We start from the raw sequence: 11,277 nt of genomic DNA on the forward strand, positions 1-11,277 counted from the left end.
CACGCAGCACCACAACGCCAGCCCGCCTGGCAACCCTCAGCAACCACCCCGCCACCACAACCGGCCGCACGAAGCGGATGCAAGGTCCGGGGGCAGCTAAGGATCGACCTCTACGGCGAAGCTCTCCAACTCCTCACCTCTTCCCGTATCCCCGGGCGGGTTCGTCAGCTCGGCCTTCTCCTCGCTGCCCGCTTCTCACTACCTGGCGCCGCCCTCCTCCGCGGTTCTCTTCTCCCCCGCTCTCGTTCCTCGCCCGTCCCCACCTCACCGAGCGTGAGCCCACCCGTGGAGCGACGCGGCCGGACCGGGCCGAGCCGAGCGGCAGGCGGGCGCACGCGGTGGGGATCACGCCGAGTCGGACGAGCGGGCGAACTCACGCGGCGGAATCACGCCGATCCGGACCAGTGGGCGAACGCAACACGGCTGGATCAAACCGAACCGGACGAGCGGGCGAACGCGCATGGCAGGATCAGGCCCCATCGAGGAGCAGGCGAACGCACGCGGCCGGGTCGTCGCCGAACGGCAGGTGGCCGCAGCCGTTGAGGCGAACGTGCCGCGCGGCCGGGAGCAACCGCCGGGCGCGCTTCGACTGGCGGTAGGGCAGCACGATGTCGCGCGTCCCCCACGCAATAGTCACCGGCGGGCCGTCGCCGCCTGGATGCCGCCATTTGCCCAGCTCTCGGCGGGCGTCGTTGAAGCCCGGCGCGGTGACCAGGGCGCGGGCGTCGTCGAGGCAGTCCTGCGCGGGCAGCCACGCCGGGTGGGCGTAGAACAGTCCACAGAGGGCGACACGCCCGGCCCGGGTCCGCAGCAAAGAGGGCAGAAGCGGCCCGAGCGCTGCGCCTCCACGACGCGCGGCGGTCACCACCGCCTGACACCAGCGCGCCCCGCCCGCGCCGTAGAAACCGATCGGCGCGAAGGCCGTCACCGACCGGGCCGTGCCGCGACGGCCCAATTCGAGGGCCACCGCCCCGCCGAGCGAGCTGCCGGCCACGGCCGGGCGCGCGATCCTCAGAGAGTCGAGCAGGCCGGTGACCCGATCGGCGAAATGCGGAACATCGGCCGGGCCACCGTCGGCAGGCGATTCGCCGAAGCCCGGCAGATCGACTGCGAGCACATCGAAATGGACGGCGAGTTCGGGCAGGACGGGTTTCCACACCTGCCATCGGCTGCCCAGACCGTGAATCAGCACGAGCGGGCGTCCGCTGCCCTCACGGTGGTAGTGCAACCGATCCCACCCCACTTATTGACAGGCCGTCAACAACGGTGTCACCGTACGCCATGACGTACGACTACGACGTCCTCGTCGTCGGTTCCGGGTTCGGCGGCAGCGTCAGCGCGCTGCGGCTGACCGAGAAGGGCTACCGGGTCGGGGTCCTCGAGGCCGGCCGGCGCTTCACCGACGACGAACTCCCCCGCACCTCGTGGCGGCTGCGCGGCTACGTCTTCGCGCCCGCGCTGCGCTGCTTCGGCATCCTGCGGCTGACCCTTTTGGACAACGTATTGATCATGTCGGGCGCCGGGGTCGGCGGCGGCTCGCTCGGCTACGCGAACACGCTCTACGAGCCCGGCGACCGTTTCTTCAACGATCCGCGCTGGTCAATGGTGACCGACTGGAAAGCCGAACTGGCCCCCGCCTACGACCAGGCCAAGCGCATGCTCGGCGTCACCGAGAATCCGCGCGAGACCCCGTCCGACCGCATTCTGCACCGGGTCGCCACCTCCTTGGGAGTCGAGAACACCTTCCGGCATACGCCCGTGGGGGTGCATTTCGGCGAGGCGGGCCGGGATCCGTACTTCGGCGGCGCCGGACCGGAAAGGGAATCGTGCACCTTCTGCGGGTCGTGCATGACGGGCTGCCGGGTCGGGGCGAAGAACACGGTCGTCAAGAACTACCTCTACCTCGCCGAAAAGGCGGGCGCCATGGTTCACCCGTTGACCACCGTCACCGACGTACGCCCTGGGTCTGACGGTTTCATCGTGCGAACTCGCCACACCGGCGGGATGCGGCGTCGCACCTTCACGGCCCGGCAGGTCGTTTTCGCGGCGGGCGCGCTCGGCACGCAGCGGCTGCTGCACCGGCTGCGCGACCGGGGCAGCCTCCCCCACGTCTCGCCGCGGTTGGGCGAACTGAGCCGCACCAACTCGGAATCGATTCTCGGTGCCCGCACCCGCCACCACGACACCGACTTCAGCCACGGCGTGGCCATCACCTCGTCGATACACGTCGACGCCGACACGCACGTGGAGCCCGTCCGCTACGGCAAGGGCAGCAACCTGCTCGCCCTGCTCTCCACCGTCCTGATCGACGACGCGGGCGGCCGCTCCCGCCTGATCACCGGCCTGCGCGAACTGATCCGCGACCGCCGGAACCTACACCTGCTGGCCTGGCCGCGCGGCTGGTCGGAGCAGACGGTCGTGCTGCTGGCCATGCAGTCGCTCGACAACTCCATCACCGTCCACCGCCGCCGCGGCCGCCTGCGAACCCGGCAGGGCGTCGGCGCCCCCAACCCCGACTGGGTCCCGGCCGCCCACGACGTCGCCCGGCGCGCCGCCGCGGAGATCGACGGTGTCGCCCTCGGCGCGATGACCGAACTCGTCGGACGCCCGGTGACCGGCCACTTCCTGGGCGGCTGCGCGATCGGCCGGTCCCCCGCCGAAGGCGTCGTCGACCCGTACCACCGGCTCTTCGGCCACCCGGGGCTGCACGTCGTGGACGGCTCGGTGGTCGCCGCGAACCTGGGCGTCAACCCGTCTCTGACCATCACCGCGATGGCGGAGCGGGCGATGTCGCTGTGGCCCAACGCGGGTGAACCGGACGCCCGGCCGCCGGTGGGGTCGCCCTATCAGCGCCTGGCCGCGGTGGCTCCGTCTCGTCCGGCTGTTCCGGACGGTGCTCACGGCGCTCTGCGACTCTGAGGGCCGGTTACGCTTCCGCGCATGGCGGCAGAACGGGGCAGTTCAAGTCAGGCGTGGCAGGAACTCACCACCGACTATGAGCGGGCGCGCGCCCGGGACGATTCCTTGGACCGGCTCGTCGAGTGGCCCGCTCAGCGAGAACTTCTCGGCGATGTCACCGGTCGCTCGATTCTGGACCTCGGCTGCGGCAACGGCGGCAAACTGGCCGAACTGGTCCGCGCCGGCGCGGCCGCCTCCGCCGGTGTCGACATCGCGGGGAAGTTCATCACCTCCGCGCCGAGCGGCGTCGACCTGATCCGTGGTGACCTGTCCCATCCGGAGTCGGTGCCGGAGTTGCAGGGCCGCACTTTCGACCGGATCCTTTTCCTGCAGTCGTTCGGCTACGCGAAGGACCCGGTGCACACCTTGCGAGCCGCGCAAACGATGTTGAACCAGAACGGGTTCATTCTGCTCACGAGGACCCAGCCGATCCGGTACGCCGTCGAACAAGCCGAACGGAACGGGACCACGTTGGGCGAGGAGTATTTCTCCGAGGCCGACTACACCTACCGGAGCCGCTGGAACGAGAGCATCTCCCTGACCAAACGGGCCTACACCATGTCCGATCTGCTCAATGTGTTCAGCGCGGCACGGCTGTGGATCGAGACCGTCGTCGAACCCCAGCTCGATGACGAGGCGGCACGCCGCTACCCGCACAAGCAGGCGTACCTGAACAAGTACCTGGGCATCCTGATCTTCAAACTACGGCCCCTGGCCCCGGCCGAGTCCAAGCCGCCAAGCTGATGATCTCCGCCGCGATGTCGGCCACCACACGATCGTCGGTCGCCACTCGATGAACCCAGTCGGGGCTCAACTGTTCGAGCTCCCGCGCCGCGACGTCGCTGCGGCGGACGTGCAGATCGTAGGCCGTCCCGACCTCACGCCGTGTAGATCAGGCGCCGATAGCCGGCCGAGCGATAGTTGGCCCACATCGCCGCCAGATTCCGCTCTGTCAGCCGATGCTCGCCCGGCGACGGAAACGCCAGCCCCAGGTTGTCGCCCTCGATCAGGCAGTGCTCGACCGCGGTGGCCGAGAGCTGGGCGTGCATCTCGTTGCCCACGCTGCTCTTACCGGCCCCGGACCGCCCGCCCGCCCGCCCGCCCAGAAACAAAACCTCACTGCGCGCCATCCCCGGCAGCGTACCCATCGGGACCGATTGTCGTACCCCTCTGCGATGCTGCCGCGCATGACTGTGGATCGATTCTGGGCACTCGTCGAGCAGGGCCGGGCCGGGGTGCACGACCCGTCCGACGCCGAGGCTGTCGCCGATCGCACTCGGCAAGCGTTGACCGCGCTGCCGGCGGCCGAGGTCGCGGAGCTGAACCAGGCGCTGCACGACCTGATGGCGGACTCCTACCGGGTCGATCTGTGGGGTGCGGCCTATCAGCTCAACGGCGGCTGTTCCGACGACGGCTTCGAATACTTCCGCGGCTGGCTGCTAACCCAGGGCCGGGCGGTGTTCGAGCGGGTCGTCGCCGATCCGGACGCGCTCGCCGACCTGCCGGCGGTCCGGGACGCGGCCGGGACGACGCTGGACCTCGAGTGTGAGGACATGTTCGGTGTCGTCGCCGACGCGTACCACGCTCTCACCGGCACGTATGAGCTGCCCAGAACCGAGGGCCGCTACCCGGAGTTGGGCCGTTTCTGGGATTTCGACGACGATGACGAATTCCGCCGTCGTCTCCCCCGTCTGTCGATCCTGCTCGAGGACTGAAGCGGTGCTGATGTCTGTTGTGGTGGCTCAGGTTCCTGTCCGGTGGGATGTGGACGCCAATCTCCGTACGGTGATTGATGTTCTCGACGAGGCGCAGGGCGGGGATGCCGTCGTCTTCCCGGAGGGCATGTTGTCGGGGTATGACGAAGATCTGGCTCCGCTCGACGCGCTCGACCCCGCGACCGTCGATCACGCCGTCGCCCAGGTCGCCGCGATGGCCCGGCAGAAGCGGGTGAGTGTCTTCTGCGGCTCGCTGCTGGCCTCAGGCGGCGGGTGGCACAACGCCGGGCTGTTCTTCGACGCCGAGGGCGGCCATTCGGCGTACCGGAAAATCAACCTGGCGATGAACGAGCGCGGGCGCCTGCAACCCGGCGACGATCTGCCGACGGTCGATGTCTCCTGTGGTGGGGAAACGGTCACGGCGGCGATTCAGCTCTGCCGGGAGATTCGGTTTCCCGAGCAGTGGCAGCATCTCGCCGCGCAGGGGGCGCAGGTCTTCTTCTACCTCACCAACGCGGCCAACACCCGCGAGCCGCAGGGCGTCTGGCGCAGTCATCTGATCAGCCGGGCCGCCGAGAATCAGCGCTTTCTCGTCTCGGCCAACATCGCGCATCCCGATCAGCACTGCCCGAGCATGGTGGTGTCCCCGCGTGGCGAGGTCCTCGCCGAGCTGCCCGCCGGCCGCACCGACATCCTTCGACAGGTCGTCGACCTCGATGCGACCAGCGGGTGGTATCTCGGGCAGCGCCGCCAGGACGTTATCGCGCTGAACTACCGGCCGTCGTGAGGTCCGCCGAGGTGTGACGGCGGCGGGTCGGCATCATGACGGTCGGGTGGCCGACGCTCCACGCCGCGCCCGCGCAGATGAACTCCTTGATGCGCGCGGCGGGACGGCCCGTGATCGCGGTCGCCTTGGCCCGGTCGTCGGCGGTGACGAATTGGATGATGCCGTCGCGCCGGCCCAGGCTGATGCACTGGTTGAAGTAGCGCAACGGCGTCGTGGGCAGGTCGCCCCCGGCCAGACGCGCGACGATGGAGTCGGCCGCCTGCCAGGCCGTCGGGATGCCGGACGCGCACGACATCCGCAGCGGCTTGCCGCCCGCGCCCTCGGCGTACGCGGTGTCGCCCACGGCGTAAACGTCGGGGTGGGACACCGACCGCATCGTGCCGTCGACGACGACCTGGCCGTTGCCGGCGACGGCCAGGCCCGACGCGGCCGCGATGGGGTAGGTGGCGAAACCGCCCGTCCACACGGTCACCGCGGCCGGAATCAGCCTTCCGGTGTCGGTGAGGCCGCCGCGGTCGTCGACGCCGGCGATGTCGGCGCGCTCGTGGACCGTGATGCCGAGCCTGTCGAGAGCAGAGCGCAGATGGACGCGGGCCTTGTCGCCGAGCCAGTCGCCGGCGTCGCCGCGGGCGGCGATCGCGATCTGCAGGTCGGGCCGGGACTCGGCGAGTTCGGTGGCCGTCTCGATGCCGGTCAGGCCTCCACCCACGACCAGTACCGTCGCGCCCGCGCCGAGATCGTCGAGGCGGCCGCGCAGTGCCAGGGCGGCCGGCCGGGACGCGACGTGGTGCCCGTGGCCGGTGACGGTGCTGCCCAGCGCGTAGACGAGGGTGTCGTACTCGATCTCGCTTTCGGACAGGGTGACGGACTTGCGGTCGGGGTCGACGGCGGAGACCCGATCGTGGCGCAGAGTGATGTGTGTGCCCGCGAAGACGTCACGCAGCGGGCGGGGCGGCAGGTCCTGGCCGGCGGCGAGCTGGTGCAGGCGGACCCGTTCGACGAAGTCGGGCTCGGCGTTGACGAGGGTGATCTCGGTGTCGGCGGGGTGCAGGCGCCGGGCGAGGCGGCCCGCGGTGTGCGCGCCGGCATATCCGGCTCCGAGGACGACGATGCGGTGCTTCATGGGTGCGCTCCTGTTCGGTCGGCGTGCTCGGTTCCTGAACCGGGCAGCGACGCGATCCCTGACAGTGCGCGGCTATGACCTAGGTCACCACTCCATGATCGCTCCCTCGTGCTCGGCCTCGGACCACAGCCGGGAGAGGCGTACGAGTTTGTCGGGGTTGGCCTGCACGTGCAGGGCGACGATGCCCTCGTCGGTGAGCCGCAGCGTGATCACGCCGATGACCCGCTCACCGACGACGAACACCATCGCCGGGTCGCTGTTGACGACGGCGGCGTGGATGGCGACGGGGCCGTCGACGAACCGCTGGACGACGGCGGGCCTGAACGAGCCGCGCAGGAAACGCGCGATGGCCAGCGCGCCGACCACCGGTGTGCCGCGGGCGGGAACCTGACCGCCGCCGTCGGCGACACTCACCGCGTCGCCGGTCAGCAGCCGCACCAGCGGGCCGGTGTCGCCGCTCATGGTCGCGGCCAGGAACTCCTCGACGACCTTGCGAGCGGCGCCGGGGTCGGTCTCCGTGCGGGCCGGGCCGGTGGCCAGATGTTGCCGGGCGCGGCGCAGCAGTTGCTGGCTGTTCGACTCGCTGAGGTCGAGCATGTCGGCGATCTCGGCGTGGGCGTAGCCGAACGCCTCGCGCAGCACGTAGACCACGCGCTCGTTGGCGGGCAGCCGCTCCATGAGGGTGAGCACGGCGAACGACACCGAGTCGCGCTGTTCGGCGGTCTCGGCCGGGCCGAGCATGCGGTCGCCGTCGAGGATCGGCTCGGGCAGCCACTGCCCCACATAGCTCTCGCGCCGCGCCCGCGCCGAGGTGAGCTGGTTGAGGCAGATGTTGGTCAGCGCTTTGGTCAGCCAGGCCTCGGGCGTACGGATCCACTCCCGATCGGCGGTCTGCCAGCGCAGGAACGTGTCCTGTACGGCGTCCTCGGCGTCGCCGGCCGAGCCCAGCAGGCGGTAGGCGATCGCCTCGAGGCGCCCCCGGGACCGCTCGAAGACCTCGACCTCACGCACGCTGAGCGACATGCGCCTAACCGTGCCATACGCCCGCCCGCCGGAAAATGTCATACCCGGGTCGTAAGGTCGCGTCGTGTTCGAAACGCTGCATGACGTGCCCTGGTCCGACATCGACCACGCCTACGGCCCCGCCGATGACGTGCCCGCCGCGCTGCGGGCGCTCCTGTCCGACGACGCCGACGTGCGGAAGAAAACCCTCTGGACGCTCTACGGCAACATCTTCCACCAGGGCACCCGTTACGAGGCGAGCTCCTACGCGGTGCCGTTCCTGCTCGAGCTGGTGGCCGACCCGTCGACTCCCGACCGGCCGGCGCTGATCGAGCTGCTGGTCGCGCTGGCCATCGGCTACGACGAGTCCTACCTGCCCGACGGTTTCCCGATCGGCGAGCTGCGCGCGGGCGCGGCCGGCGGCGCCGAGCTGCTGCGCGACGGCGGTGGCGGCTTCGAACGATTCGAGTCCCTCGACGAGCAAGATCAAAGTCGGCTGCAGGCGCGCATCGAGCTCAACGTCTACGAGGCGGTCGCGGCGGGCACGCCGACCCTGGTCCGGCTGCTGGGCGACGCCGCTCCCGAGGTGCGCCGCCAGGCCGCTTACGCGCTCGGCTGGTTCCCCGAGTCGGCCCCGCTCAGCCTGCCCGCGCTGCGCGCCGCGACCGCCGACCCCGACCCCACGGTCGCGGCCACGGCTCTGATCGCCCTCGGTCTGCTCGACGACGCCCGCGCGATGATGCTGGCCCTCCTCACCGGCGACTCCCCCGAGATCGTCCGCGCCGCGGCCGCCGTCGCCCTGGCCCGCCGGCACGTCTCGACGCCCGCCGTGGTGTCCGAGCTTCTGCGGGCCACGTCCTCCGAACTGCCCTTCCTCGGCGCAGACCTGGCCGGTCTGGCCGCCCTGTCCCTGCGCCGGGTTCTCGCCGACGACTCCGAGCAGGCGATCGACATGCTGCTGGGGCGGCTGGCCACGGGCTCGCTCGCCATCGCGCAAGAGCTGGTGCGCCGGGCCTTCCCCGACGGCCCCGTGCCCTCGGGAACCCCGTTCGACGATCTCACCGCGGGTCAGAAACGGGTGGTCCACGCTCTCGCTGACACGCCCTCGGTCTGGCGGCTGGGCAACTTCTTCTGGGTGGTCGGCGCACACGGCCTGCCGAACAGCGCCGAGAAGATGCGCGCCTACGCCGGCACGGTGAACACGCCGTAGCCGAACCCGTCGACGCGCAGCTCGCCGGGCCGGGCCGCGATGCCTGACGCCCAGACCGGTTCCGCTCCGTCGACCGCCAGGGTGGCCGGCTCGCGGCGCGGGTTGACCACGACGAGATGGGAGTCGCCACGGACGTACGCGAAGGGGTAGCTCTCCGAGACGACGCGGGTCGGCGCCCGGGTGCCGAGGGCGGGCGTGGCCTGCCGCAGGGCGATCAGCTCACGTACGAGGTTCAGCGTCGAGGCCGGGTCGTCCTGCTGCGCGGCCACGGTCGGGCGGGCCGGGTCGGGGTCGATCGGCAGGTAGAGCCGGGCGGGGTCGGCGGTCGAGAAGCCGGCGTTGGGGCCGTCGTCCCATTGCATGGGGGTGCGGCAGCCCGCCCGGTTGTACCCGGGGTCGCAGACCGAGCCCTCCACGTTCGGCAACCCGGGCAGGTAACGCATGCCGATCTCGTCGCCGTAGTAGAGGCACGGGATGCTGCCCCACGTGAAGAGCAGGGTCAGCGCGGCCCCGAGCTGCTCGGCGGTGCGCGGCCCGCAGCTCAGCCGGTCGAAGTCGTGGTCGGCCGTCGCCAAGATGATCGGCCGGTCGGGGTGCCCGTCGCGCGCGACCGCCCACGCGTCGAGGAACGGCTTGGTGCTGCCCTTGCCGGCCGCGTCGAAGAACGGTTCGCGCGGCTCCTGGAACGGCAGCCGCCCCGCGAACTGGTTGTTGAACAGGCTGGCGTGCGCGTCGTGGATGACCAGGAAGAAGTCGGCGTCGAAGGCGAGCTCCCCACCCGTACGCGGCTCGGATCCCTCGGGAATCAGCACAGCGTCGGGATAGTCGGTCTCGAGCCACGAACGGATCTCCCACCAGAGCGCGACCGTCTCGACGTACCCCTGTTCCAGCTCCTCGTCCTTGACCAGCGAGAACGCCATGTCGACCCGGAATCCGGCGACGCCGAGGTCGAGCCAGTGGGCGATGATGTCCTTGAGCGCCTGCCGGTTGCGCAGCGGTCCGGGGGCGTCGATCGCGTCGCGCCACGGCTGACTGGACGACCCGTTGATCCAGCCGAAGTTCAGTGCGGGCTGCTGGTCGTAGAAGTTCTTGAGATACCACCCCGGGCGCGGCCCCGGCGAGCGCACCCAGGCGGGCGTTCCCGGCTGGTCGAGCGCCCACGCGCTGTCCGGCAGTTCCGCGGCCCAGATGTAGCGATCGCCCTCGGCGGAGGGCCCGTCGGCGGCCAGCTCCTGCTGGAACCACGGGTGCTCGATCGACGTGTGTCCCGCGACCAGGTCGAGCAGGACGCGAATACCGCGCGAGCGTGCCTTGTCCACGAGCTCGGCCATGTCGGCGTTGGTCCCGTAACGCGGCGCGATCCTCAGGTAGTCGCTCACGTCGTAGCCCGCGTCGACGAACGGCGAGGCGAAGCACGGGTTGAACCAGATCGTGTTCACGCCCAACGACGCGATGTGATCGAGCCGATCGATCACCCCGCGCAGGTCCCCCACGCCGTCACCGTCGGCGTCGGCGAACGACTGGGGATAGATCTCGTACAGCACCGCGTCGGCCAGCCATTCACGCCCCATGAACGCCAAGCTAAGCAGACTCATCCAGCCGCCGCTGGGTACGGGGTGGGACGTGTTCGACGGATTCACGGACGAGAAGGTCGATGTCGGCGAGGCAGTCCTGCGGGTTCGGCACGGTGGTCAGGGCCCGCCGGTGCTGCTGATCCACGGCCATCCGCGTACGGGATCGACGTGGCACCGGGTCGCGCCGCGCCTGGTCGACGCCGGGTTCAGCGTGATCTGCCCGGACATGCGCGGCTACGGACAGTCGAGCACGGTGGCACCTCGCGACGACCACTCGCAGCAGTCGAAACGGGCGGTCGCCGGCGATCTCGTGCGGCTGATGAGCGCGCTCGGGCATTCACGGTTCGCCGTGGCGGGGCACGACCGCGGGTGTTATGTCGCGCTCCGCTTGACGCTGGACCACCCCGGGGTCGTACGGAAATTGGTCGTCATGGATGGTGTGCCGATCAGCGAGGCCCTCGCCCGGTGCGACGCCCGGTTCGCCACGGCCTGGTGGCACTGGTTCTTCCTCGCCCAGCCCGGCACACCGGAGCGGGTCATCAACGCCGACCCGGACGCCTGGTACAAGGGCACGCCCGAGCGGATGGGGGCCGGGAACCACGACGAGTTCCGAGCCGCCACCCGTGATCCCGAGACGGTACGGGCGATGATCGAGGACTACCGGGCCGGGCTCGGCGTCGACCGGGAGCACGAGCTCGCCGACCGTCGGGCGAACAACAGGGTGACCTGCCCGGCGCTGTTCCTGTGGTCGACGAAGGACGACATGGAGACGTTGTACGGGGATCCGCTCGCCATCTGGCGGGAGTGGGCCGACGACGTCCGCGGCGCGCCGATCGAGTCGGGGCATCACATGGCCGAGGAGAACCCGTCCGCCGTCGTCGCGGCTCTCAGTGAATTCCTGCGCTGAG

11 protein-coding genes are annotated in these 11,277 nt (G+C 70.4%); 6 read left to right on the plus strand and 5 right to left on the minus strand.

All coding sequences use genetic code 11. From position 1 onward, the window contains the following. Nucleotides 1-469 precede the first annotated feature (469 nt). A complete protein-coding gene (locus EER30_RS37565) occupies nt 470-1,228 on the minus strand; it encodes an alpha/beta fold hydrolase (RefSeq protein WP_127506007.1) in 759 nt (252 codons plus the stop codon). Nucleotides 1,229-1,281: 53 nt separating this feature from the next. Between EER30_RS37565 and EER30_RS37570 the strand changes: the two genes are divergently transcribed. Then, the gene (locus EER30_RS37570; protein WP_127506009.1) at nt 1,282-2,919 is read left to right on the plus strand and encodes a GMC oxidoreductase; all 1,638 of its coding nucleotides are present in this window, start codon (nt 1,282-1,284) and stop codon (nt 2,917-2,919) included. A gap of 21 nt (nt 2,920-2,940) precedes the next feature. Next, the gene (locus tag EER30_RS37575) at nt 2,941-3,702 is read left to right on the plus strand and encodes a class I SAM-dependent methyltransferase (protein ID WP_127506011.1); all 762 of its coding nucleotides are present in this window, start codon (nt 2,941-2,943) and stop codon (nt 3,700-3,702) included. Nucleotides 3,703-3,836: 134 nt separating this feature from the next. On the opposite strand, the gene EER30_RS48150 is transcribed toward EER30_RS37575, so the two are convergent. Beyond that, the gene (locus tag EER30_RS48150) at nt 3,837-4,088 is read right to left on the minus strand and encodes a hypothetical protein (RefSeq protein WP_205650586.1); all 252 of its coding nucleotides are present in this window, start codon (nt 4,086-4,088) and stop codon (nt 3,837-3,839) included. A gap of 57 nt (nt 4,089-4,145) precedes the next feature. On the opposite strand from EER30_RS48150, the gene EER30_RS37585 reads away from it, so the two are divergent. Both EER30_RS37585 and EER30_RS37590 read left to right on the plus strand, forming a co-directional pair. After that, on the plus strand, nt 4,146-4,673 hold the full coding sequence (locus EER30_RS37585) for a DUF4240 domain-containing protein (protein ID WP_127506013.1): 528 nt from the start codon (nt 4,146-4,148) through the stop codon (nt 4,671-4,673). A gap of 10 nt (nt 4,674-4,683) precedes the next feature. Then, on the plus strand, nt 4,684-5,460 hold the full coding sequence (locus tag EER30_RS37590) for a carbon-nitrogen hydrolase family protein (protein WP_127506114.1): 777 nt from the start codon (nt 4,684-4,686) through the stop codon (nt 5,458-5,460). On the opposite strand, the gene EER30_RS37595 is transcribed toward EER30_RS37590, so the two are convergent. Both EER30_RS37595 and sigJ read right to left on the minus strand, forming a co-directional pair. After that, on the minus strand, nt 5,432-6,583 hold the full coding sequence (locus tag EER30_RS37595) for an NAD(P)/FAD-dependent oxidoreductase (protein WP_127506014.1): 1,152 nt from the start codon (nt 6,581-6,583) through the stop codon (nt 5,432-5,434). The two genes, EER30_RS37590 and EER30_RS37595, sit on opposite strands and share 29 nt — an antisense overlap. 84 nt (nt 6,584-6,667) lie before the next feature. Further along, nucleotides 6,668-7,606: an RNA polymerase sigma factor SigJ gene (gene sigJ / locus EER30_RS37600; protein ID WP_127506016.1), complete on the minus strand. Its 939-nt coding sequence runs from the start codon at nt 7,604-7,606 to the stop codon at nt 6,668-6,670. A gap of 64 nt (nt 7,607-7,670) precedes the next feature. Here sigJ and EER30_RS37605 point away from each other — a divergent pair, with 64 nt between their 5' ends. Beyond that, entirely contained in the window at nt 7,671-8,795 is a 1,125-nt protein-coding gene (locus EER30_RS37605; RefSeq protein WP_127506018.1) for a HEAT repeat domain-containing protein, read from the plus strand. On the opposite strand, the gene EER30_RS37610 is transcribed toward EER30_RS37605, so the two are convergent. Next, a complete protein-coding gene (locus EER30_RS37610; RefSeq protein WP_127506020.1) occupies nt 8,768-10,366 on the minus strand; it encodes an alpha-amylase family glycosyl hydrolase in 1,599 nt (532 codons plus the stop codon). The genes EER30_RS37605 and EER30_RS37610 overlap by 28 nt on opposite strands. On the opposite strand from EER30_RS37610, the gene EER30_RS37615 reads away from it, so the two are divergent. Next, nucleotides 10,365-11,276, plus strand: coding sequence for an alpha/beta fold hydrolase (locus EER30_RS37615; RefSeq protein ID WP_164842620.1), 912 nt, complete (start codon nt 10,365-10,367; stop codon nt 11,274-11,276). The two genes, EER30_RS37610 and EER30_RS37615, sit on opposite strands and share 2 nt — an antisense overlap. Nucleotide 11,277: the final 1 nt, after the last annotated feature.

This window comes from Actinoplanes solisilvae (assembly GCF_003999975.1).
Taxonomy (GTDB): domain Bacteria; phylum Actinomycetota; class Actinomycetes; order Mycobacteriales; family Micromonosporaceae; genus Actinoplanes; species Actinoplanes solisilvae.